We start from the raw sequence: 23,573 nt of genomic DNA on the forward strand, positions 1-23,573 counted from the left end.
GTAAATGATGAAGAAACTGACCAAACTGCTGGCCGCCACCGCGCTGACCGCAGCCGCCGCCCTGCCCGCTGCGGCTGAAACTTGGGACATGCCGATGGCCTATTCGGCGTCCAACTTCCACTCTGCCACAGGTGCCGAGTTTGCCGAGTGTGTAACCACCGGCACCGGCGGCGAAGTTGAGATCAAGACCCACCCCTCCGGCTCGCTGTTCAAGGGCGCCGACATCAAGCGCGCTGTGCAGACCGGCCAGGCCCCCATTGGCGAGCGGCTGCTGTCCGGCCACCAGAACGAAAACGCGCTCTTTGGCTTTGACTCGATCCCGTTCCTGGCGACCTCCTTTGATGACAGCGACAGGCTGTGGAAGGCGGCAAAGCCCTCCATCGAAAAACTGCTGGCTGAGCAAAACCTGACCCTGCTTTACGCTGTGCCGTGGCCGCCGCAGGGCCTCTATTTCAAGAATGAGGTGAACTCGGTGGCCGACATGAAAGGCATCAAGTTCCGCTCCTACAACAATGCCACCTCGCGGCTGGCGGAGCTGACAGGCATGCTGCCGGTGACCATCGAGGCGGCTGAGATCAGCCAGGCCTTTGCCACCGGTGTGGCGGAGTCGATGGTCTCCTCCGGCTCCACCGGGTATGACCGCAAAGTCTGGGAAAGCCTGAACTATTTCTACGAAGTGGATGCCTGGCTGCCCCGCAACTACGTGTTTGTGAACTCCGATGTCTGGAACGGCACCTCCGAGGCCAACCAGAACGTGATCAACGGCTGTGCCAAGCTGGCGGAATACGCGGGCAACTGGCGCGCCAAGGAGTACACCGGCTTTACCCTGCAGGGCCTGCGCGATGGCGGCATGACCGTGGGTCCGGCGTCCGATCAGATGGTGGGCGAGCTGAAGGAAATCGGCGTCACCATGACCAATGAGTGGCTGGAAGCGGCCGGCGAAGAAGGCAAGGCCATCGTCGACGCCTTCCGCGCTGAGTAATCAGACAAATTGGTACGGGCGGCGCGGCAGGTGCCGCCCGTAGTCTTATAAGAATAATGCCGATGGGGATGCTATGACTGTGCTCAGGGGGCTGCGCTCCGGACTGGATTTTCTCTACCTTGCGGCGGGGGGGCTGGCCGCGCTCTGCCTGATTGCCATTCTGGGGCTGATCGTGGTCCAGATGCTGGCCCGCTGGACCGGTGAGGTCTTCCCCGGCGCGCCGGATTACGCAGGCTATGCGATGGCCGCTGCGTCCTTCCTGGCCTTTGCCAATGCCCTGAACCGCGGCAGCCATATCCGGGTGTCGATCCTGCTGAACGCCGTGCCCGAAGGTTTCCGCCGGGTGCTGGAAATCTGGTGTTTCGGCATCGGCACCGCGGTGATGTGGTACTTCTGCTTCTACGCCTATCGCTTTGTCTACTGGAGCTGGAAGTTCAACGACGTGAGCCAGGGTCAGGACCGCACGCCGCTTTGGATCCCGCAAAGCGCCATGCTGATCGGCGCGGTCATCCTGGCCATCGCCCTCACCGACCACCTGATCCACGTGATTTTCCGCGGCGACCACCGCATCACCCGGGATCTCGAAGATCAGAGCCACGCGGAGTAAGGGCCCATGGAAAACATCTCAGTCATCATCCTCTTCCTCTTCGTGCTGTTCACGCTTCTGGGCACCGGCGTTTGGGTCGGCCTGGCGCTGATGGGCGTGGCCTGGGTTGGCATGGAATTGTTCACCACACGGCCTGTGGGCGACGTGATGCTGACCACGGTCTGGTCGGCTTCCTCCAGCTGGACCCTGACGGCGCTGCCGATGTTTATCTGGATGGGCGAAATCCTGTACCGGACCCGATTATCCGAGGACATGTTCAAGGGCCTCAGCCCCTGGATGGCGCCCCTGCCCGGCGGGCTGGTGCACACCAATATCGTCGGCTGCACGGTATTTGCCGCGGTCTCCGGCTCCTCCGCCGCGACGCTGACCACGGTGGGTAAGATGTCCATCCCGGAGCTGCGCAAGCGCAACTACCCCGAGAAAATGGTGATCGGCACCCTGACCGGCGCGGCCACCCTGGGCCTGATGATCCCTCCGTCGCTGACGCTGATTGTCTATGGCGTCACCATCAATGAATCGATCACCAAGCTGTTCTTTGCTGGCATCCTGCCCGGCCTGGTGCTGGCGGCGATGTTCATGGGCTATGTGGCGGTCTATTCCAAGGTCGGCAAGGACTGGAACCCGAACAGGGAGGACAAGCTGACCTTCGCGCAAAAGGTCAAGAACTCCCGCTTTCTGGCGCCGGTGATTGCGCTGATCGTGGTGGTGATCGGGTCGATGTACCTGGGCTTTGCCACGGCAACCGAGGCTGCCGCATTCGGCGTTATCGGCTCGCTGCTGCTGGCACTTGGCCAAGGCTCTCTGAATTGGAAGACCTTCACCGAGAGCCTGATGGGCGCAACCCGCACCAGTGCGATGATTGCATTGATCCTGGCGGGCGCGGCCTTCCTGTCGCTGTCGATGGGCTTCACCGGCTTGCCGCGGGGCCTTGCCGACCTGATTGCCGGCTGGGAGCTTTCGCGCCTGGAACTCCTCATGGTGCTCCTGGTGTTCTACATCGTGCTTGGCTGCTTCCTCGACGGCATCTCCTCGGTGGTGCTGACCATGGCAGTGGTGGAGCCGATGATCCGCCAGGCCGGCATCGACCTCATTTGGTTCGGCATCTTCATCGTGGTGGTTGTGGAAATGGCGCAGATCACTCCGCCGATCGGTTTCAACCTGTTTGTGATGCAGGGCATGACCCACCACGAGATGAGCTATATCGCCCGTGCCGCGATCCCGATGTTCCTGATCATGGTGCTGATGGTGTTTGTGCTGATCGCCTTCCCGGAGCTGGCAACCTACCTGCCGAACAACCTCAGGCCGGGACCGGTCTAACCTCATGCTCCGCGCGCTCGCCTTTGCTGCCCGGCACGGGCGGGCCGCACTGGTCCTGGGGCTTCTGGCCGGGCTGTTGCTGCCCAGCCTCGCCGCTGCGCTTCAGCCCTGGCTGCCGCAAATGGTGGCCGGGCTTTTGTTTCTGAACGCCTACCGCATCGGCCTGCGCAAAGCCGCAGGCGGGCTGGCGGACGGTATCGGCACGCTGAAGGCCATCACCCTTCTGCAAGTCGCCCTGCCGCTGCTGGCTCTGGGGATTGCCGCGCTGTTCGGCGTTGCGCAGACCCCCGCCGCTGTGGCGCTGATCCTGATGCTGAGCGCCCCCTCGGTGACCGGCAGCCCGAATATTACCGCGCTGATGGGGCACGCACCGGAACCGGCCTTCCGCCTGCTGATCACCGGCACCGCGCTGATGCCGCTGACGGTGATTCCGGTGTTCCTGCTGGCGCCCGGCCTCGGCGATCTGGGCGAGGTGCTGCGCGCCGCCGGACGGCTGATCGGCGCGATTGGCCTGACGGTTGCGGCAGCCTTTTTGCTGCGCCGCCTGACCCTGCCGCAGATGCGTGAGGACCAGGCCAAAGCCATCGACGGGCTGACCGTGATTGCGCTGGCAGTGATTGTGGTCGGGCTGATGGCCGCGCTGGGGCCTGCGCTGCGGATGGACCCGCTGCTGGTCCTGCAGTGGCTGGGATTCGCTTTGGCGGCCAACCTGGGCCTGCAGGCACTGGTGTTTGCAGTATTGCGACGCCGCGCGGGCAGTGGCGCGGTGCCCGTTTCCGTTGTCGCCGGCAACCGGAACTTTGCCCTCTTCCTGATCGCCCTGCCCGCGGCCACAACCGATCCGCTGCTGATCTTTCTCGGCTGCTACCAGATCCCGATGTACCTGACTGCGATCCTGATGAAGCCGCTTTACGGCCGCGCTGCGCTCAGGACAGGAAGGTGACCCCCGGCATGTGCCGGATCAGCTCGGCATCCGCCACGTAGCTTTCGCTCATGTCGTCCACCAGTGCCTGCGACCAGCCGGGAAGGTCGATTTCCTCCTCGATCTCCGCCTCGTCGTGGAAGTAACTCAGAAACAGCGCACGCACCCGCTCCCTCTGGTCTTCCGACAGCCCGGGGCGGCTTGCCAGATAAGCCTCCAGCCGCTCGTATCCTGCCTCGGAGATGATGCCGCGGGTGATGTCCAGCTCACCGCTGAAGCGAAAGCCCTCCCCAAGGCCGGTTACATGACCCAGGATGCTGGGCCAGATCACCGGTGTTTCCTCATTGCACCAAACGGTAATGCGGCAGCCGGGATTGCGGTCCTGAATGTCCTCGACAACCTCCGACCACCGCAGATTCAGAAAATCGGTGTCCGACGCAAACTGCTTCCAGGTGCGTCCGGACTGGGACTTGAACACCGGCCCGACCAGAGTGGCCGGGTTGCGCAGGCCCAGGAAAAACTCGCAAGGGTTCCCGGGAAACAGGCCACGCAGGGCTGCTGCGTTCTTGCCTGCATTGCGGTACAGCCTGCCGCCGTTCAGCATCCAGCCCGGCACACCCAGAAAACTGGAATTGGTCAGGATGATCCGCGATACCGCCTGATCCTTGACCAGCCCGGCCAGCAGGGCCTCGCGCTCCTGTTCCGTGACGAACTCCTGATCCTGCTTGCGCAGCAGCTGGTTGAGCGCACTCATGTAGGTGCCAGGGCGGCGGATCATGACACCCCGCTCCAACAGCGGTTGCGCGTCCTTGCGCAGCGACCAGGTCAGCTGGCCGTTGTCGGTATTGGGCGCGCCGACGTGAAAGGCGAGGGTGATGTCCCGTATGTCCGTATCTGCCTGGCTCATTTTCCTGTCCGGCCTTTGCCCGGTATTTGCTCAGCAGCGCATTGGAAGCCTGCCGCGGGTCCCTTTGTGCGCGTCATAGCCGCTCCTTCATCCGGCGGAAGAACCGGTCGTCCCGCTGGCGCAAGATATACGCGCAGACCTGCTTCGCAAGCCCCGGATGGCCGCGGTCAAGTGCCAGATTGGCAAGCTCCCTTTGGAACCGGGGGAAACTGTGGCGCTTGCGCAAAAGGCGATGAAAGCGGTGCGGGGTCAGCTCGCCGGTAATGGCGCCGCGGGCAATCTCCTGCAGAATACCCATCTGCTGCAGTGAGGAGCCCAGCCTGTGCCCCAGCAGCGGGCAGCGCCAGAAGGTGACATTATCGCCGGTGAACCGCGCCGCATGGCCCGCATCCGGCGCCACGTAGGGGTCGAACATGATGTGCACCTCCCCTGCCCCCTGGCTGGCCTGCGCCGCATCGCCGAAGGGGCCGGAAAAATCCCGGTCCCAAACCTTCTTGTAGCGCATTTCCCAAGGCACGATGGTCTTGTCCAGCGTGGACTGCGGGCTGATTGCAAACACCGTTGAGCCCGGCGCCGCCGCGGCAAACGCCGCCGCCGCATAACCGCCCATCGAGGCACCATAGAACACGACGCGGGAAAACTGCGCAAAGAACCCGCTGTCGCGCAGTTCCTCAAACTTGCGGGTGACTTCCTGATGGCGGAACCAGGTCCAGCCGTTGGCCATCACCCCCAGCATTGACCAGCCCTGCGCCTCGATAAAGCTGAAGCCCCAGGGCCGGCGGTCATCCCGCTTGGTCATCGCAATGTCGAGATTGTCGAACGTAACAACCAGCGTGCTGCCGCGCGGCATGAACAGGAAGGAGTGCTCTTCCAGCTCGTCGAAGAAGCCTTCCTTGCCGGCCAGTTGCCGGGCCACCTTGGACCACTCTCCGGAAGGCGGCAGCACCTCCTGCGGTTCGGCGGACAGAATTGCCAGACCGTTGCGGTCCGCTTCCGGCGGCAGCAATGTATTGCAGCTGCCGTAGGCCTTCAGGAACGGATAGCTGCCAGACCCCTTGCGGATTTCTATCACCATCCGGCTCAGCGGGTGCAGCGCCCGGTCCAGCATCGGTTTGATGTTCTGGATCTTGTGGCGGACGCCAAAGCTGTTCAGCGCCAGGATCACATCGTACTGACGGTTTTCAACTGTACCGGAAACGACCCGGATGGCATCGCGGTCCACCCCACCCTGTTCGAGGCGGGCATGCCAGTCCTGCGCTGCCGCCTCGTTCACAGGCTTTGGCTGCCCCTTTCGGTCGAGGCTGACCAGATCAATGCTGCATCCATAGCGCCGGTGCAGCAAAATGCACAACTCCGGCGCCTGGCCGTTGATATCGGCGACCGTCAAAACATCATCCACATCCAGCGCGGTCAGCACGGTTCCGATGTCGAAAATGTCACTCAGCATGGGTATTCAACTGTCTTTCAATGGCCAGGCGGCCCAAAGACGGCCGCGAGCTGGACTTGGCAAGCGCTTAACTGAAAGGCGTTCCCTCGCCACCCAATACACGCAAAAGGTTAATGGCCCGGTTAACTGTCAGGACCCCTGTCCGGTTCGGGTCAGCACTGTGGAGTACTTGCCGTGCTTGGCCAGCACATCGACAACGCCGAAATCTTTCATCGCACCGATGCCGCCTGATCCCTTGCGGATATCCAGGACAATGCCGCCGCCGTCATTGATCTGGCTGCGGAACAGTCTGTCATAGGTGCTAACGGGATAGTGGAAGCCGCAGGACGCCAGGCTGATCACCAGATCAAACGTGCCAAGTGCAGGAATATCCCCGGTTTTGGGGTTGCAGACGGTAATCTGATCAGACGGGACACCGTTTTTTTCCAGAAATGCGCGGGCGGTATCCAGGCTTGCATAGCCTGCAGCGTCACCCTGAAACCCGAAATGCCGGCTGCTGCTTTCTTCGATATCAATCAGTGCGATGCTGCAGCCGTAGCGGCGGTGCAGCAGCAGGCTGGAAAACGCATAGCCGCAGCCGATGTCGGCAGAGCGCTTGGGAGCGATGGCATCAACCGGCTCCAGGAAATGCGCGCATTCGCGTTCAGCTATGCGCAGTGCGCCATGCAGGATCGCATCCCGGTTCGTGCGGGCTTCGTCCAGCAATAACTGCTCACCTCCCGCCAGCCAATCGCGGATTGTCTGGCCGGAACTTGCCAGTTCCGTCCGCTGCAGAAGAATGTTGGCCACGTCCTGATCGCTGAACATGGAAAAATCCAGCGTGGCCGTGTCGACAGGCTCCGCCTGTTCTTGTTCTGCGTCCGGCGCGGGCTGCAGCAGGTGGCGGGTTTTCTCAGCATCAATCCCGTGTTTGATCAGCAGTTCATGCACATAGCAGCCTTCGGCCGGAACCCCGCCGTATTTGGCCGCGATATTACGGAACCGGCGGCCCCAGAAATGGATCGACAGCGTGTCGCTGCGGATGTGTTTGCCGGCCTGGTTGCGACGGTTCGGATTCAACACCACTCCAGCCTGCTTGAACGGAACCGGATAGATCACATGGCCCGGCCGCGAGTTTGAGACCTCTCCGGTTTCCTGCAGGAACCAGGTCAGCGCATCCGGCCCCCAGACGCCCCAAGGCAGCAGCGACACATGCACGCCCTGCCCCGCGTCTTTCAGTGCCTGCAGTTCAGCCTGTTTTTCCGCGCTGTACCACGGCGGGATGGGGTATTCGTCGCTGGTGAATTTCAGCATTGCTTTCAGCGTCTTGGACGTCTTCGGCAACCGCAGCACACCATTGTTGACCATCGGCTTGTTGTCGGAAATCCAGCCGTGGAAATGCTTGCCCTTGATGTCCCAGGGCTGGCAGCAATAGGCATCGGTGTCGGCCCAAACATAATCCGTCTGCTGCAGCATATGCAGGCGGAACACATCCGCATGATAGGCCGGGCTGCCTGTCTTGGCGTGGCGGATGATGCGATCTGCGGGCAGAATATCGTTGGCATCCGCTACCTGAACGCCATCCGGCACCCCCTTGACCTCATCATAGGTGAACAGGATCACCTCGTGGCCATTGTCGAGAAAGGACTTCAGGCAAAGCTGTTCCAGCCAGCTCAGCTCAGGGCCAACCCAAAGTGACGCAATGGCCGGAAGTGCCATGATACCTGCCCCTTATTCTACCCAATACATTGGCGCCTAACCGCGCCTTTTTGTTAACGAAAATTACCGCGCTTGCTGAACGCCTGTCAATCTGCCGGGATCTGGAAACCTCAATGTGTGGTTTCGCCGCGCTCCACGGTGAACCAAAAATCGCTGCCCGGTTCCTTTTCGGCAATTTCATCCGGGATCACACCTGGGCCGCTGAGAAAGACATTGGCGCCGAAATGCGCGTGCATCCGGGACAGTTTGCAGAGCTTGTCGCTGGTCAGCTCGTGAAACAGCGCGATCATATCCTCCCGGGTCTTCAGTTCCTCGATCTTCTCGCGGTGCTTGCGGCATGAGTATTCATGCGCCGCAGCGATGTCCGGATCTGCCAAAAGCCGCGCCATCTCAGCTTCCAGCGCCGGGATCATCCGCTGGATTGTGCGCTCCTCTTCGGCATTGTTGTTCATCCGGAACCAGTAGGACAGCCCCTGGTCGCGGTCGACATGGTTGACCCGGCCGCGGTCGCGTTTGACCAGAAAGCTCTCAGCACTGCGCACAGCGTAGTGGTTGAGCTGCACCAGATCGTAGCCGTAGGTGCTCATTGACGAGCGCCAGCCATTGCGGAACATCTCCCGTGGCATGTCCTGCCCGGAACCGTTGACCCAGCGGATGTCCTCCCACAGCTGCGGCTTCAGGCCCTTGGGCCGGTGCACCCCCAGCTTCTTGAAGATGCCAGTGTTGCGGAACAAGGTCTTGAAGCCCCAGGCCTGATGCGGCTTGCGGGTGATCTCATGCGCGCAGCGGGTGAATTCCCGGGTGATCAGATCGCCGGTAAAGTCGCGCACATCATTGTTGCCGAACAGCCGCCAGGTCATCGCGATCATGTTGGCATCACCGACCGCCTCGAACAGATCCGCCAGCCGCCCGTCACCGCATTTGATGTTGATGAACTCATCCACATCCATGCAGACCAGCCAGTCGGCGTTGCGGATCAACGGTTCTTCCTCCGCGGCCTGCAGCGCTGCGTGCTGCGGTTTCAGATCCGTGCCCCGGAACGGGTTTTCGCGGTGCTGCACGATGCCCTTCTCCTGCAGCATCTGCAGCATCGTGTCGGTGCCATCGGTGCAATCGTTGGTGTAGACGAGGAAATCATCCACCCCGATTGCCCGGTGATAGGCCAGCCATTCCAGAATGAACGGCCCCTCGTTCTTCATCGTCGTGACGATAGCCGTCCTGGGCTTGCCGCCTGAACGCTTGACCGCCTGCTCTTCAGGAATGCGGACGGGTTTGGCATTGAAGTATCTGGTGGCCAGGTCCAGCAGCTCAGGTGTTTCAACCAGGCTGGTCTTGGGCACGATTTTCGAGACTGTATCTGCGGGGTGGCGCAAGGCCATGCAGCGGTAGAACCGGGCATCCTGGTCAGGATCAGGGTCTGCACCGACAACCCGGATCAGCCGCCAGATGCAGCCCGCTGGCGCCTTGGCCGGCGCCAGGCACCAGCGCGGCCGCAGCCCGGAAGCGTCGAACTGGATGCAGATGTGATCGCCAAAGGCAGGCTCGTCTCCCTTGCGCACCCGCCAGGGATAAGCCTGCACACCGCCCAGCTTCAGACAGCCGGAGGGGGCGGCTACCGCGCGGTCAAAGACATTCATCCCCTCGCCCGGCGCGAGAAGGTCGAACAGGTCGATGTTGGCCACAGCGCGGGCCCGCGCCAGGAACCGCGCGCGCAGGATCTCATAGATCAGGAACTCCCCCAGCGGTGCGCTCCAGGGGTCGGCAGGCGGGATCTCCATCCGGTCCTTGCCCGGGGCGCCAGGCACATTAAAGGGATGCGCTTCCGGCGGCAGCCCCTCCTTGCCCAGGGGCAGGCCGGAATGCACCACCACAACCCGCTCAAGCCCGCCGATGTCTTCCGCAAGCTCTTGCAGTGCATGAACAAAACGGCGGCTGTCCCGGGGCCGCGCCCTGTCAAATATGACGGCCCCTTGCATACCGTGCTGCGCCGCATGGAACCGCAGCCATTCCGCCGCGGCTTCTGCCGTTTCTCCGTTGCGGACTGCTGCCAGGACGTTCAGCCCGGCAAACAAACCGGTCTCATCCGGCTGCAGCGGAACCAGCTGCTGCTCTGCGTCAGCCGAAAGACTTACCGCGCTGCTGGCACCGCTGACCGGAATATCCAGAACCGGTGCACCACCAAAATTGTGCAGCACCGTTCCGGCATGGGATGACATGGCCGCGGCAACGTCGCGCGGGGAACCCGATCTGAAGAACAGCCTGGCGGTCCGGCCTTCCGGACCTGCCATTTCCACGGCATCCAGCAGATCCGCCCCGGCAAGCGTCAGTGCGCTGAGTTCACGTTCGAGGACTTTGCCGCCGCAATTCCCGGCATCTGGACTGGACATACTGCTGCATCACGCTGTGAAATTCTTGGCCCCGGGCACAAGTGTCCGGAGCGGCCCCCTTATAGCCGGTCCGCGGAAATGCAGGAACCGGCAATTGCCGCTGGCCACCCGCATCAGGCCAAGCAGTTGATATAAGGGCAACAGGCATTCTCGGCACACACAGGAAACCTGAGCTTGCAGCAGTTTTTTCAGAGAGAGATGATGGTGCGGTCGAGATGCATTGAAGACTTGAACAAAGGCGTTTAAGCAAGCTCACGAACCTCCATGAACTCAAATTTTTCAACGTAAATTCAGTATTTTACGGTTCAATCCAGTTCAAGATCGGTTAAACTAAGCCAAGCAAATCGGGTGGGCAGAAAGGTGGATCAATGGCGACACTCAACCGGTTATCAGCGCTCCATGTGAAGAATGCCGCACCGGGGAAATACAGCGACGGCGGCGGATTGTGGCTTCATCGACGCGCAGACGGCGGCGGGCAATGGTTTCTTAGGGTTCAAATCCACGGAAGACGCCGCGAAATGGGGCTGGGCTCAATCGCGGAGGTCAGCCTAAAGGAAGTTCGTGAAGAAGCCGCAAGGTGGCGTGCTGTCGTCCGAACAGGAAAAGACCCGATTAAAGAACGCGAGCGCCTGCGCCGGGAAGCCGCAAAAGCGGATCACACCTTGGCGACTGTAGCAAGGGAAGCCTTTGAAGCCCGCAAGGCCGAACTAAAGAACGACGGAAAGTCAGGCAGATGGTTCTCGCCCCTGGAGCTTCACATTCTCCCGAAGCTGGGGAACGTGCCGATTGAAGAAATCGACCAGCAGGACATAAAGAACGCACTTGCCCCAATTTGGCATAGCAAGGGCGAAACTGCCCAAAAAGCACTGGGCCGTCTTGGCATCGTTATCCAGCACGGCGCGGCGATGGGGCTGGCCGTGGACATTCAAGCTACTGCGAAAGCGAAAGCCCTTCTGGGCAAGTCCCGGCAAAAGCGGAGCCATATTCCCGCGATGCCGTGGGCCGAGGTGCCAGAATTCTATGACAGCCTTAACGAAGGCTCGATAACCCACCTGGCGCTGCGCCTGTTAATCCTGACTGCTGTTCGTTCCCACCCGGTCCGGCACTGCCATATTGATGACATCGACGGGAACACATGGGTGATCCCGGCGGAACGGATGAAATCCGGAAAAGAATTCCGTGTCCCCCTTTCAACCGAAGCACTGTCCGTCATTGAGCAGGCGGCGGCTTTTGCCCGAGATGGATACCTGTTCCCCAGCGTACGCAAGGGTGTGATTTCCGATGCGACAATGTCCCGATTGATGGAACGGCGTGAAGTTACGGCGCACCCCCACGGGTTCCGCTCCAGTTTTAGGACTTGGTGCGCGGAGGCGACGGAAACCCCACGAGAGATTGCTGAGATGGCTCTAGCGCACTCTATTGGAGGCAAGGTCGAATTATCCTATCGCCGGACAGACTACCTCGAAAAACGGCGCACCCTGATGGAGAGGTGGGCAAGTCACGTGACCGGCAACACCGCTGAGATTGTGCAACTGGTTGCAAAATGAAAGAACTCTAATGAGCACAAAAGTACAAAGCATTTCGGTAGCGTCGATTTTTCAACGGTGTATCGGCCTCGCCACCAATGAGGCAGTATGTATTGGTTTGGCGAAGCAGCTTGCTGAAGCTGCCCCTCTTCGCTCCACCCGCTTCGATCAGGGCACTGGTGACATCGCAAGCGCTCTCCGGATTTCGGATGAGAGAAACAATCTAAGAATGGGCTTAGCGATGTACCTGACAGAGCGGTACATCCACCAGCATGCCGACAGCCTGCATATCGTGGACAGCAATCGAGAAACGAAGCTGCTGGGAGCGAACATCCTGACGCCGACAAGTGGTCAGGAGTTCGCTCCCATAGAGTTCAAACCCCGCAGTTCCGAGACGGCGGAACCAACGAGCATGCAACTCGCCAAGGAGGAGTTGCTTTCTCGGGTTCGGAACAGGGGCAACCTCTATGCCTTTCTGGATACATCCGATTGGACGATCCGCGGACTTGAGGAATTCACAGAAGCCGAGCCGCCCATCGATGGCATCCACTTTGTCCGGCAGCTAATGGAATACCCTCGCTTTGCAGTTTGCGTCGGCGTCGCCCGAAAGCCGCTAGACGCCCAACTGTTAAACTTACTGGCGTACGGCACGTTGCACGAAACGTTTATAAAGTCCCTCGCCTTCGTAAATGCTAGCCATGAAACTGTATCTCAGGCTGAATTGGCAAAGTACCTTGGCCGCAAGGTTAAAAACCCAACCTTTGGCTACGCGTGGGAACTTCTGCACGAGAGCGGAGCAAATATTCTAGGGCCTGGCCGCCCGCCGAAAAAAAATTAAAATTAATTCCGGCCCATTTTTTACCGGTCGCGAGTGGTCGATTTTGGTCTCAGATAGGCCAAAAAGGACTCCTCCATGGAACCGCTTTATTTCAACATCAACGACATCCGCAACCTGACCGGGTTGTGCAAGACAACTGTGTACAACCGGGTCAACGATGGGACCTTTCCCCGCCCGGTAAAGATCGGGGCAAGGTCGTTCTGGAAACGGGACGAATTCCTGAGTGCCCTTGAGGCCCTGGAAGCTAACCGCGCACATTAAGAAACCCGCCCCAGATGTACCGGGAGCGGGCTGTCTTAGGTTGCACTAAACAGTACCATTTCCTGGCTCGGGGCGCAATCCAAGAGCATGAAATGCACCATGAAATTCTTCAGGTGCAACCGGCTGCAATTCAACGGAAGCACCGTGATTGCAACCAGTTGCAAAACCGCCAGGGCACCAACTCTTCACATCACCCCTTTGCCTCTGCTGACAGCTGGAACAGAGACAGCAAGAGCCAAGCCGCCACATACAACAAAAGCTGGGGCACAAGTACCGGCCAGTCGCAACAATCAGCGGCAGCACGTGTCGCGTGGAAATTCTTGCACGGTTTGTCCAGGGAAGACATCACTCCCCTTGACCGATTGCAGGTCGTTCAGGAGGTGAACCGGAAGTGGGCCAAGGTCCTCGATCTCTTCGAGTTCCGGGTGGTTAGCTATATCCTCGACCGCACGGTCCTTTGGGGCCGCAAAACCTTCCGAGCTTGTCATGAAAACATCCTGAACGGCACGGATCGCTTTGCCGGGATTGGCCTGAAACGGGCCAAGTACCTGTCCACTCTGAAATCCCTCGAAGACCGTAAGGTGATCACCCGCGAGCGCACCCGCAACTTCGTGGTCCTCGGTCTCAATCTCGACTGGGAGCCGGAGGAAGTTCTGATGAAATTGCCAACTTCGAAAAACGCATCCGAGCCCGGAAAAGACCAGAAGTCCACCACACGAACTTCTAGAAGTCCACGACATGGACACAGAATAAAGAGAATATAGATAAAGAGAATAATATTAGCGCTGAGCCTGTCGGCTCGCGCGGTTACGGTTTTTCGGATGAAAATTTGAAAATTGATCCGGTCGAAAAATCCGAGACCGTTCCGGACGAAATCCAGAAAGATTTGTTTGGCGGCGAAAATTGCAACGGGTTGCACTCGGCGGACAAGGTCCGGGCCGGACTGGCCGAGCGGATGGAAAAGACAGAGGGCGCCCGGAAACAGGCGGCGGAGAAAGCCAAGACTAAAAAGCCCAACAGCACCGACGTCGAGATCGTCTGGAAGGCCGCGATGACAGAGACCTTCCCGATGTATAACCACGTAGGCTGGGGGAGCGAACAGCACGCCAAAGTGAAGCGCGCCCTGTCAAAATACGTCTATAGCAACACGATCACGCTCCCGGCCCTGCTGGATTGGTCCGTCCGCCGGTGGTCTCGACTGCTGCAAAGAAAGCTCCACTTCCTGACCAATGCACCCAATATCCCCAGTATCAATTTCATGTTGTCCGAAGGCATCCTGCGCCTGATCGCGGACGCCTACGCAGACAGCGATCTGGACCGGATGATCAGCGGCGGCGAAGAGAACGAACTGAAGCGGCTGATGTTGACCGGGATGACAGAGCAGGAAGCTCTTGCCCTGATCGGTGAGGAGCGCGCCCGGAAGCGGATGAGGGACGAGATCAACCGGAAAACGCGGGAGGCCAACCGCAAGCTGGCTGCCGCCCGCGACCATGAGGACCGCGCGATCCGGCTGGAGGGCTTTGGCGAGCGACTGGCGGAGGTTGGCGTGCCGGTCCAGCCCGTGAAAAAGCGCTGCCCTGGTCAGGCATGGCAAGCCCCCCCAATCCCGTTCTCGAACAGCCCGGCGATGCAGGAGAAACGTAGAGCGGCAAGGGCCGCAGAACCGGCTCCGCCGGTACCCTCCGGCAGCCCGCCGCCGGGCTCAAAGATGGAAACATGGGATGAGTTGCAGGAACGCCTGCGCAAAGCGAACGAAGAACTGATGAACGGATGCGGGGATCGCCATCAGGTTGATTGCGCCGGGTTGCGAGGGACACAGAATGCCTCCAGCCCCCACGGCTTTCCCGCCTCCGCTGACAGCCTGGAAGGCGAACATCAGACCCAGCAGTCCCGGAGGCAGAATAGTGACCTGTGAAATTTCTCACCGCGAAAGCAGCGAGCACTATTGCCGGGTGATCGCCCGCGCCCAGCGCTTCCGGGTTGTCATCTGCAAGGATACAATCCAGTGGATCATTCAGTACCGCATAGGAGGCGCTGAGAGGGGTGCTGGAAGCCGTTGGCGCGCTCTCAGCTATCACCGCTCCCGCAGCGCCCTAATCCGCCTCTGGCAAGTAAAAACCAAGCAGCCCGTGCCGGAAGAAATCTCCAATCTGCCAGCGAATATTCCGGCCCCGAACACTTCAAGCAGCACCGCGCTGAGATCGACAGGTGAAGGCTGATGAGACGTGACAAGCATATCACGCGGTACTGCAAGCCTGTCACCAAACCCATCCTCAACTTAACCGAAATCCTGACGTTGAGGCTGCTACCCAGAAATTCTCGGCCCGCCAGCCGAACGTTCCCCCAGGCTGCACAACGGTAAGAATTCAGGAATGTCAGAGGGAGGTGCAACCAGTTGCAACGTACCTAAGTGGGTATCGCCCAGCGCGCCGTTGCAACTGGTTGCAAAATCCACCGAACAGTCCCCCTTGAAAGGCCATCATGGTCGCCTCACGCCGAACCGGAGGCATGGAAAGGTGTCGGCTTAGGGCAGCTTCGGCAATTTTTGCACCCCGAAGCCAAGCGGTCTTTAGGTTAAAAGCCATCGGCAAACCGGCCCGAATTGGGACCCAACTGACAGAACGTGCTAACAGCGACCCTTTCCGCAACCATTTGAAACTGAAATTCCGCCAAACCTGATGAATGGACAAGCACTCGAGAACACTATCACGTTCGCCTGGCTTTCGACCACGAGCAAGAACGCTTCAGTCGACAGTTGTCACAGGATGGGCTGCGCGCCTTACATACCGCGGCAGCGTAGTCGAGGACCGCCCAGTTCACCAGCTCAGGTCTCTCATGCTTCACGAGCCAAGTTGCAGCCTCTTGCAACCAAGGATCGTGGCGAATGTCGGCTAGCGAACGCGGGCGTACTACGCGTTCTAACACGCGAGCCATGTTTACATCTAGCAATGGCCGAACTTTCTTGTGCTGGAAAAGCAAGATCGCGTTCGAGACGTACTGCCCCACCCCAGGAATATTAGCATGTTTGAAAGCATCACGCGGGAAGACCCCGCCGTGGGCATCAGCGTAAGCCGCCAGGCCTTGAAGCGATGCCGCGCGGCGCTTCCAAAGACCGATTGGCTTCAAGTATGCTTCGAGCTCTTCGCGTTCGGCACGCGCTATTTGGCCCCACCCCGAGTACTTTCTAAAGAAGGCGTCGTACATTCGCGCAACAGTTTCCGCTCGTGTGCGTTGGAGGAGGACTTCGACGCAGATCTTTTCAAAGGTGCTCGCACTTGGAGAGCGCCAAGGCAAGTGGCGCCCATGGCCTGCGTACCATGCGACTAGAGCGGCCCGGGTACGCGTGATGCGCAATTTTTCACTTCGAGTTAGATGCGCATCGACCATATGCACTCAATACTTTTTCCCTTCACAAAGTGTAGTCGATAATCCAGGACACCCAAACCCCGGAGCGTCCAGCTTGTCCCGAGGCAAACTGCCCCGCTAACCTTGCCCTCGAGCGTTGACGTGCCTGGTTTGCTCGACTAGACCAGGGCACCGCAAGCCGCTCGGCCCAGCGGAATGGCCCTTATTTGGGATGCACGATGACCAAGACCTTTACATGCGTCGACCTTTTCGCTGGCTGCGGCGGCCTTTCTCTGGGCCTGCGTGCCGCGGGTTTCAAAGAACGTCTGGCTGTCGAGAAATCTGAGATGCCAGCCGAGACCTACCATCACAACCTCATCGCCCCGGTCGACGACGTCGAGAAGTGGAAACGTGACCACGTTGGCGCCGACTTAGCCGAGCAAGTGCGCCGTGGACTGGTGGTAAACGAACTCGGCGCGCTCTTGGAGCGCAAGGAGCTGGTCGAGGGTATCGCAGCCGAAGGCATTGACCTCGTTGCTGGCGGCCCGCCGTGTCAGGGGTTCTCCATGGCCGGTCGCAGAAACCCGGACGACGCGCGCAACAAGCTGCCGTGGCAGTTCTTGGAATTTGTGGAGGCAGTGAATCCCAAGGCTGTCATCATCGAGAATGTCTCGGGCATGAAGAGCGACTTCGCCAAGCACGGGAAACGCTCGCCGTTCAAAGAGCTCCAAGAGGCCCTTCGCCAAACAGGATCGGGGTACGTTGTTCAACCTCTATTGCTAAATGCACGCCATTTTGGAGCGCCGCAAAATCGGCCGCGCTTGTTCCTAGTAGGTATTTCAAGAGATATTGCGGACACGCTTGGTATCGCCACGTCGAACGCACTGTGGAGTTCCGCTGACGACGATGGCGCAAAAGTGCCTACGGCGGGTGGGCGCCCGGCGCTGGCCCCGAGGCGTACACACTTCAACTCTTTGGAACTCGAGTACCTTGGGCACTATGCAGACAGGCAAAAGGAGCGCGTTGTACAGGAAGCGCTATACGATCTGCTGGACGACGAGCTTAGTCCGCGGTCACTCGACTATCAGGAATTGCTGGCGGGGCTAGACCAACACGTTACCCGCAAACAATCCAACGGCCTGAAAAACCACATCAAGCGTAGACATTCAGACAAGGTTACGAAACGCTTCGGCTTTTATCAGATAGCAGCGGAAAGGGGTGTCAACAAGCAGGTGCTGGGCCTCCCTTATCGCCACGATCTCTCGAGCGAGGCTCGCCTCGAGGCTATCCGCGACACCTACCCTGGGCCCGGCAAGGGTGGCGAAGTTGATTTCCTCGAAGACGTCCAGACCTACATCCAGCACGTACAGGAACTGGCGACAAAGAAGCATAGCCAACGTGCGCTTCGCTTGCTCGAACCTTCACCGACAGTCGTTAGCCTGCCGGATGACTTCGTGCATCCAGTGGAACCTCGAGTACCCACCGTCCGTGAATTGGCGCGCTTACAGTCGTTCCCAGACACTTTCGAATTCCGTGCCAAGGAAACGACGGGAGCGCACAAGAGACGCGTCGAGGTTCCACAGTACACTCAGGTAGGTAACGCCGTCCCGCCGCTGCTCGCAAAAGCACTAGGAGCGCACCTGCACGAGATCCTCGCTCAAGCAACCTACGAGCAGTAGGTGGGTGGGCCAAGCCGAGTGGTGCTCTGCTTGGCCCAGCGCCTACCTTTTGAGTGAGAAGAAGGGTTGCCCCTTCATCAACACACCCTCGTTATTGTTGTTCATACAACGGTAATAGGCCCAGTGCGTCTGCAACTTGGTCACCTCAGTAACCATGTCTCCCACATTGCTCCGGAAACCAATCCCCTCGAACTGCTTGGCCGTAGCGTTACGCACGTTGTGAACGACCCAAGTCGAGAGTGCCTCTGCCCAGTTGTAGCTTCGCGTGTTGAAGTGCGAGAGGTATTGCGACGAAAGGATGACTCCCATGCCGAACTCCCGCCCTTCGAGCATCAATTTCATTAGCACTTCGAAGTCCCGTCCCATTGCGTGGTGCGCTTCGTCGATCAAAACGAACGAGTCCACGAAACGTCGGCTCTTCCCGTCGCCGCCAGTGATAAAGGGCTTTTTCTCCCGCGTTTTCATGTAGTCGGTGTACAGGTTGTCGAGGAACATCGTGGCAACGATGTCCACGATATCCTGTCCTGCACCCGAGATGCCCGAAAGGTTCAATACCGTACTGCGGTCGAATAGCTCCACGAAAGAACGCGTCTTGGACGGATCGCTCTCGAAGATCATCAAGTCAACGAGCATTCGCAGCACGGAAATCACGCTATCGTTTTTACCAAGTTCTTGGTAGGCCGCGTAAACATTATTAATCGTCGGAAAAGAACCGTGGGGCGCCGAACTATATGCTGCGATAACACACCCGTATAGGTCATTTCGCTGGACGACACCTATGTTGGAAATTCGGCGAAGGAGATCGCTGAAGAAATTCGCGCGCCGGACGCGTTCCATCTGGATGCTACCGTCCAACCGGTCAGTGTCGATCGCAAAGAAGTTGATAGGCAAGGGAGCCTTGGCTGGGTCCAAAACCTGCGCTCCGAGTGCAACCGGGTACTCTTTCTCGGAGTAGTCCCGCTTGTAATCAAAGATGAAAACCTTAGGGGCCGTTCCACGGTTGGCCGATGCCGAATTCGCGATCTGGTAGACCAACGATTTCAAGAACTGCGTCTTGCCCGTCCCTAGGTCGCCAACGACACCGATGTTCATCTGACTCAGTGAGGTCTCGCTTAGCTTGAGATGGATTGTCCGTTGCGTGCTGCCATGCGAGTAGTGCCCAACTAGGACCTCTATGCCCGCGTCGGCGGAAACATCCGCGGGTGCCAGCGTTGCCGAGGAAACCTGCTTTGTCGCCACTTCGGATTGCACTTTCACCGGCTCGCCCGCCCCGCGTACTGTAGGAGCCGCCGTGTTAGACGAGGCCACCTGCTCAGGTTGCTCCACTTCTGGCTCCGCCTCCTCTACCGGGGTAGGCTCGTTCGCCGGAACAGGCTGTCCAGTTCCTTCCGGGTTCGCCAAGGGGGCAAGGGCCTCCGCGTGGGCTTTCTTTCCCGGCAGGCCAGGCATTGTGCCAGCGCGTTCCAGCACGCCGTCTATCACGTCAGTGATCGCGACCTGCACGTGCCCTCCAACACTTGGGATGTTGAAAGCTGCTGGGTCAATGAGAACTCCGCCCGGTTCGCGACCCTCTGCAAAAAACAGGTCAAACGGGTCACCTTCCTCTGTGCGGCCACCGACCTGGAACCATAGGACGGTTCCACTTTCAGCGACGATCCGCGAATTTGATGATGCAACCGATCCAAGTATCTGCGCTTCTAGTGCAGGATCGCTATTCGCTACCGATGGCCGCAAGGAAAGTGCGGCCTCCAAGAAGCTTGCGAACGCGGCCCAGGGCAAGACGCGGGCGCCCGCGGCATCAAGGTTCTTGGAAACTTGGCTCAGAACTTTGAACGTGCTTTCCAGTTGCTCGAGTGGGTCCTCGAGCTTGTTCCGCGCCGGGAACCGGCTGCTATGCCCGGTTCTCATTTTCACCTCGACCGGATGCATTCGAACCGTGCCGTTGCCCGCGTCGTCAACCATTGCGCTCAGCAAAAGCAGGTCCGCGCGCCGTTGGTCATCCGGTGTACGGGCGCCTTCTCCGAGGAGATCCAGCAGCGGGTAAACCGAATCCATGGGGACAACGCAGCGAATCTCACCTGGCGCAGCAGCCCCTTCCCAGTTCGCAAGCCCCCTAAATGCAAGGTTAAACCCGATAGCGCCGAGACTCTGGGTGTGCCCCATCGTCAGCAGCGACGAGAGGCCTACGCCCCGCATGCCGAGGCTGGTGATAACCTCGGTTGCATCCTCGTCCTTGTTGTGCACGCCGCAGTCGCCGAGAACACGCTTGATTTCGGTCGTGAGCGTTTTCGAAGGTTTGGCCAAGACCGTGTAGGGATGGGTCGAAGAAATAGCGGAGATCGCGTTTTTTTGGCGTTGCCGCGAAAGAAACGCCGGTCTCCATTCCCACAGGGCCACGTCGGCACGGGACGCGCGGAGCTGAGAGGACAAGACCGCCGGGCTCAAGTTGCGGTTGCCAGTGATCGTCCACTTTGCATTCTCGCCCAGCATGCGGTCACCTAGCTGCAAACGAGCCTCCATTCGGCACGCTTCCCCAGCGAGCTGCAAGCCCTCCAGCTTAGCAAGCACAGCGGAAAAACTCGCCAGCCCAGCAAAGGAGCGCCTCTCGATTCCCAGCCCAAAAGTCGACACACTATCGCTGGCGTGCGCCAACTGCCACGATCGAAAACGGTTCACAGGGAGGTTGGGCCCCGCGGTACAAGTGGCTTCAGTCTTCTCCTTGGCTACGTCCGTGCGTACGGTAACGACGCTGTCTTCAACAAATTGCAAGTCGACGTGGTGCTGGGTGAGAGACCCGGCATCTTCAGTCATCCATTCAAAGGGGGGCAAACTTCCACCGTCGCGGGCGCCACCCACGTCCTGAAGCCTAGCGAGAACACGGCTAGAACTTGGCGGCGTTCCCTTTCTCTCGCTCGAGTCCACGATGCGAATCCCGCCAGGAAGCAGGCCTTCGCGTTCGCTCAGCAGGTTGACCGACGCGGCGATAATCGCGTCATCGGTTTCTTCGAAGCGCTTGCCTCCTCTGGGCGCGGCAAGGCCAATTCGCAGATGCTGCGACGCGGGGAAAACCCGGAGGTAATCACGCAAGGCAGAGGACACCCCCCCTCGATCGAGGCCAGAAGGCGTTCCGAACGGCAAGTCCAGACCAAGCAACTTTAGGGACTGAGCCTGATTCGCTACCTCGAGCGGGAGGCTCGAAAGCATGCTCCATCCAACAAACATTTCCTGCGGCCCTGGGGCAAGCCCCGTGGACACCCAGGTCATACCCGTGTCCGTAGATGGGCCCGCCTCGGGGAACATCTCACCGTCGATGAACCGCAGGAAGGACCGTGAGACCTTGCCGAACACCGGGTCGTGGTTGATTTCCCCTCCAGCGGCCTGGACGCTCCACGCCCAGGCCAAGCGAACTGGGTGCAACGGCGACAGCAACACGCCCTTTGCCTGCCCCAACTGCGTATCGAACAGCAGGGCAGAGAAAGGGTACGCAGCCCAGGAATTTGCCCGCGCACCCTTCGCCAGTTCCAAAATCGCACCGTAGGCCTCGATGTAAGCCTCGACCTTCTCGCGCGCGACGGTGCGTAGGTCCAAGGTGCTCGGTAGGGCGCGTACGGATTGCAGGCCAATCACAGGCTCATTGCCTAGCCCGAGGTTCAGGAAGGCTCTCCAAAAGCGATCCGCCGCAAGGGAGGCGGAGATATCCATTGGAAAAGTGACCGACCGCGCGCCATCAGTGTTCGTGAAGGCACCGAGCCCGTCATCCCATTGAAGGGAGGTTGCCCCCGGTCTTCTCCCGGCCTCGACGAGGCAACTTCCGAGGCATGCGCGGAACTGGTCACTTGGAGCGTCCAGAATTGCCTGATCGCGGAACCACTTCTCGAGATCTCCCCGCGGATCCAGCTCCATCTCTTCGTTCAGATCTTCGCTTGCGGCAATCACGGGCTCCGCCATGAACGCCGCGAGGAAAGGGTTGACTTGACCATTCTCGACGAGCGGAACGGTAATGTTGACCGTCTTGCCACCTAGATCGACAACAGGGTCGGCAGGCTGGCCGGTCAAATCGTAATAGTTGATAAAATCCGATTTGGTTCCTTCTGTCGGCTTGAGCTTTCCCCCTCCCACCCATGCCGGGTTTTTCACGTCTCCTACCACAACCAGTTCCGCCGTGCCGCCCTTGTCAGAAAGGGTCAAGTCTCGGTCGGGGGTACCGCCTTCGGGTTCGACTAGCGTGTTGTCACCATCAACGGCAAGAAACACGTCGCCCGAGAAGCTGGGCACTTGCCCTTTACCCTTACCCGTTGCTTCGACGACAAGCACACTGGGCACAACTGGGTTAGGCGAGAAGAGCTTCAACTCGAAGCTTTCGCGGAACTGCGAGCCCAATGTGGTCCGCGATGGGCTAACCGAAAGCGTAAAGGGTTTCTCACGCCACTTGCCGCCTTTCATGGCGATCTTCCGAGTCAGTTCGAACTCCAGTTCCAAAGCCCCGTCAACGGTGACGCAGGAAACGACCGTCGCCGCGCATGCACTCGCGGGCCTGCATTCCAACTTGGCACTTGGCTTATCGCCGGGATCGACCTCAAGCCGCAGCTTGTAGTAGCCGAGCAAAACGGTTCCGTCGTCTCGGCGAACCGGGGCAGCGGGAGGCAAGACATGGTCAACGCCGCGCCATTCAAGCCGGGGCATTTCCTTTTCCCCGCCGTTTCCTAGGGCCCAGAACTGGTAGTCGACCTCACCCTTCTTAGGCCTATCAAAAAACGCGGCTTCCGACGTTCCGGCCCAAGCATCCAACCGTTCCTGTCCCCGCGATTTCCCGTGGAAGGCCAAGGCAAGCAGGCCATGCCCAAGCGAAGCTCGGCTTGCGACGAAGCCGGACCAGTCCAGCTTAGCCAACGGATGCTCTTCACCCTCTCCGTCGCTCTCCTGCACGCCCAGAAGCGAGAGCTCGATATCGTCGATCTCGCTCCATCCCTGCTGCACAATTTTCGCGTAATCTGACGGCCTATGATTCGACGCAAATCCCTCCTTCGACTTCGGCCGTGGCAGGCCCGCGCTGGCAAAAACCAAGAGGATCTCCCGGTTGGGAAGATCCCAAGGAAAGATTTTCAGGCCTAGCTCGAGGGCGTCGCAGAGCATGTCTAGATGTAGCCAGAACGCTTCTGTCCAACGCTTCTCCCCGTTCCCGGCTTCGCGATAAGCGGCGGCCAGGAAAGTAAAGACCATCTGCAGAGCATTGGCCATTTCCGCCGTGTGAAAATCAAACTGCCGCGCCAAGATGTCGGCGGCTTGGCGCGCAATATCCGGTGCCTGCAAGATCGCCTGTTCGTCCGAGCTTAGCCCGCCAGGCAGGCCTCCAACCAAAACATCTCGGAAGGTTTCCAGCGATTTCAACTCACGCACATCGCCTTCTGTGGCAATGAGCAAGATTGAGGCCGCGGTCTCTCCGCCTTCTGGCGTACGGTAAGAGATGGCTTCACCCAGTGACAATTCACCGGGCGCTGACCCTAAGCGCACTGGTGTTCCGCCGAGATCAGCCAATGCCGCGGAGAGGTCGGCCTTGAAAGCAGAGGGCAGTCCACGTGGGAGGATAATCTTCGCCAACCCTTGGTTCTGGGCGCAGGCGCTCGCGATTGCCTCGGGGAGTAATTTTCTCTTCATTT

Annotated in this window: 16 protein-coding genes; 10 read left to right on the top strand and 6 right to left on the bottom strand. The window is 59.5% G+C overall.

Annotation, left to right across the window (positions count from 1 at the left end; translation table 11 throughout):
- The first annotated feature begins 7 nt into the window (after positions 1 to 7).
- From RA24_RS01675 to RA24_RS01690, 4 genes are all read left to right on the top strand, one after another.
- Complete coding sequence (locus tag RA24_RS01675; RefSeq protein WP_039189470.1) at positions 8 to 982, top strand: TRAP transporter substrate-binding protein; 975 nt, start codon at positions 8 to 10, stop codon at positions 980 to 982.
- 73 nt (positions 983 to 1,055) lie between these two features.
- Complete coding sequence (locus tag RA24_RS01680; RefSeq protein WP_039189346.1) at positions 1,056 to 1,589, top strand: TRAP transporter small permease; 534 nt, start codon at positions 1,056 to 1,058, stop codon at positions 1,587 to 1,589.
- Between the two features lie 6 nt (positions 1,590 to 1,595).
- Positions 1,596 to 2,906 carry a TRAP transporter large permease gene (locus RA24_RS01685; protein ID WP_019298420.1) on the top strand — a complete coding sequence of 437 codons (1,311 nt, stop codon included), beginning with the start codon at positions 1,596 to 1,598 and terminating at the stop codon, positions 2,904 to 2,906.
- Positions 2,907 to 2,910: 4 nt separating this feature from the next.
- Positions 2,911 to 3,849, top strand: a complete 939-nt coding sequence (locus tag RA24_RS01690; protein ID WP_039189348.1) for a hypothetical protein — start codon at positions 2,911 to 2,913, stop codon at positions 3,847 to 3,849.
- Here RA24_RS01690 and RA24_RS01695 read toward each other — a convergent pair.
- From RA24_RS01695 to RA24_RS01710, 4 genes are all read right to left on the bottom strand, one after another.
- Positions 3,833 to 4,735 (bottom strand): hypothetical protein, encoded by a 903-nt coding sequence (locus tag RA24_RS01695; protein WP_019298418.1) that lies wholly within the window; start codon positions 4,733 to 4,735, stop codon positions 3,833 to 3,835. The genes RA24_RS01690 and RA24_RS01695 overlap by 17 nt on opposite strands.
- A gap of 73 nt (positions 4,736 to 4,808) precedes the next feature.
- Entirely contained in the window at positions 4,809 to 6,182 is a 1,374-nt protein-coding gene (locus RA24_RS01700; RefSeq protein WP_039189350.1) for a hypothetical protein, read from the bottom strand.
- A gap of 129 nt (positions 6,183 to 6,311) precedes the next feature.
- On the bottom strand, positions 6,312 to 7,880 hold the full coding sequence (locus tag RA24_RS01705; RefSeq protein WP_039189351.1) for a class I SAM-dependent methyltransferase: 1,569 nt from the start codon (positions 7,878 to 7,880) through the stop codon (positions 6,312 to 6,314).
- Positions 7,881 to 7,990: 110 nt separating this feature from the next.
- On the bottom strand, positions 7,991 to 10,267 hold the full coding sequence (locus RA24_RS01710) for a glycosyltransferase family 2 protein (RefSeq protein ID WP_039189353.1): 2,277 nt from the start codon (positions 10,265 to 10,267) through the stop codon (positions 7,991 to 7,993).
- A 368-nt stretch (positions 10,268 to 10,635) separates the two neighbouring features.
- Between RA24_RS01710 and RA24_RS01715 the strand changes: the two genes are divergently transcribed.
- The 5 genes from RA24_RS01715 (at position 10,636) to RA24_RS22415 (ending at position 14,807) form a co-directional block, all read left to right on the top strand.
- Positions 10,636 to 11,814 carry a tyrosine-type recombinase/integrase gene (locus tag RA24_RS01715; protein ID WP_039189355.1) on the top strand — a complete coding sequence of 393 codons (1,179 nt, stop codon included), beginning with the start codon at positions 10,636 to 10,638 and terminating at the stop codon, positions 11,812 to 11,814.
- Positions 11,815 to 11,824: 10 nt separating this feature from the next.
- Positions 11,825 to 12,631 carry a hypothetical protein gene (locus RA24_RS01720; RefSeq protein WP_039189357.1) on the top strand — a complete coding sequence of 269 codons (807 nt, stop codon included), beginning with the start codon at positions 11,825 to 11,827 and terminating at the stop codon, positions 12,629 to 12,631.
- A gap of 75 nt (positions 12,632 to 12,706) precedes the next feature.
- Positions 12,707 to 12,892, top strand: a complete 186-nt coding sequence (locus tag RA24_RS01725; protein WP_039189359.1) for a helix-turn-helix transcriptional regulator — start codon at positions 12,707 to 12,709, stop codon at positions 12,890 to 12,892.
- 92 nt (positions 12,893 to 12,984) lie between these two features.
- Positions 12,985 to 13,656, top strand: coding sequence for a hypothetical protein (locus RA24_RS01730; protein WP_152612788.1), 672 nt, complete (start codon positions 12,985 to 12,987; stop codon positions 13,654 to 13,656).
- Positions 13,657 to 13,721: 65 nt separating this feature from the next.
- Entirely contained in the window at positions 13,722 to 14,807 is a 1,086-nt protein-coding gene (locus RA24_RS22415) for a hypothetical protein (RefSeq protein ID WP_039189364.1), read from the top strand.
- 791 nt (positions 14,808 to 15,598) lie between these two features.
- Here RA24_RS22415 and RA24_RS01740 read toward each other — a convergent pair.
- Positions 15,599 to 16,279 carry a hypothetical protein gene (locus RA24_RS01740; RefSeq protein ID WP_082020303.1) on the bottom strand — a complete coding sequence of 227 codons (681 nt, stop codon included), beginning with the start codon at positions 16,277 to 16,279 and terminating at the stop codon, positions 15,599 to 15,601.
- Between the two features lie 197 nt (positions 16,280 to 16,476).
- Here RA24_RS01740 and RA24_RS01745 point away from each other — a divergent pair, with 197 nt between their 5' ends.
- A complete protein-coding gene (locus RA24_RS01745) occupies positions 16,477 to 17,916 on the top strand; it encodes a DNA cytosine methyltransferase (protein WP_039189369.1) in 1,440 nt (479 codons plus the stop codon).
- A 42-nt stretch (positions 17,917 to 17,958) separates the two neighbouring features.
- On the opposite strand, the gene RA24_RS01750 is transcribed toward RA24_RS01745, so the two are convergent.
- Complete coding sequence (locus RA24_RS01750) at positions 17,959 to 23,571, bottom strand: ATP-binding protein (RefSeq protein WP_039189372.1); 5,613 nt, start codon at positions 23,569 to 23,571, stop codon at positions 17,959 to 17,961.
- Positions 23,572 to 23,573: the final 2 nt, after the last annotated feature.

This window comes from Leisingera sp. ANG-M6 (assembly GCF_000813905.1).
In the GTDB taxonomy this organism is placed as follows: domain Bacteria; phylum Pseudomonadota; class Alphaproteobacteria; order Rhodobacterales; family Rhodobacteraceae; genus Leisingera.

Excerpts from the sequence above, each read along its gene's own strand:
- RA24_RS01675 (WP_039189470.1), top strand. The coding sequence starts at position 8 with ATGAAGAAACTGACCAAACTGCTGGCCGCCACCGCGCTGACCGCAGCC.
- RA24_RS01680 (WP_039189346.1), top strand. The coding sequence starts at position 1,056 with ATGACTGTGCTCAGGGGGCTGCGCTCCGGACTGGATTTTCTCTACCTT.
- RA24_RS01685 (WP_019298420.1), top strand. The coding sequence starts at position 1,596 with ATGGAAAACATCTCAGTCATCATCCTCTTCCTCTTCGTGCTGTTCACG.
- RA24_RS01690 (WP_039189348.1), top strand. The coding sequence starts at position 2,911 with ATGCTCCGCGCGCTCGCCTTTGCTGCCCGGCACGGGCGGGCCGCACTG.
- RA24_RS01695 (WP_019298418.1), bottom strand. The coding sequence starts at position 4,735 with ATGAGCCAGGCAGATACGGACATACGGGACATCACCCTCGCCTTTCAC.
- RA24_RS01700 (WP_039189350.1), bottom strand. The coding sequence starts at position 6,182 with ATGCTGAGTGACATTTTCGACATCGGAACCGTGCTGACCGCGCTGGAT.
- RA24_RS01705 (WP_039189351.1), bottom strand. The coding sequence starts at position 7,880 with ATGGCACTTCCGGCCATTGCGTCACTTTGGGTTGGCCCTGAGCTGAGC.
- RA24_RS01710 (WP_039189353.1), bottom strand. The coding sequence starts at position 10,267 with ATGTCCAGTCCAGATGCCGGGAATTGCGGCGGCAAAGTCCTCGAACGT.
- RA24_RS01715 (WP_039189355.1), top strand. The coding sequence starts at position 10,636 with ATGGCGACACTCAACCGGTTATCAGCGCTCCATGTGAAGAATGCCGCA.
- RA24_RS01720 (WP_039189357.1), top strand. The coding sequence starts at position 11,825 with ATGAGCACAAAAGTACAAAGCATTTCGGTAGCGTCGATTTTTCAACGG.
- RA24_RS01725 (WP_039189359.1), top strand. The coding sequence starts at position 12,707 with ATGGAACCGCTTTATTTCAACATCAACGACATCCGCAACCTGACCGGG.
- RA24_RS01730 (WP_152612788.1), top strand. The coding sequence starts at position 12,985 with ATGCACCATGAAATTCTTCAGGTGCAACCGGCTGCAATTCAACGGAAG.
- RA24_RS01740 (WP_082020303.1), bottom strand. The coding sequence starts at position 16,279 with ATGGTCGATGCGCATCTAACTCGAAGTGAAAAATTGCGCATCACGCGT.
- RA24_RS01745 (WP_039189369.1), top strand. The coding sequence starts at position 16,477 with ATGACCAAGACCTTTACATGCGTCGACCTTTTCGCTGGCTGCGGCGGC.
- RA24_RS01750 (WP_039189372.1), bottom strand. The coding sequence starts at position 23,571 with ATGAAGAGAAAATTACTCCCCGAGGCAATCGCGAGCGCCTGCGCCCAG.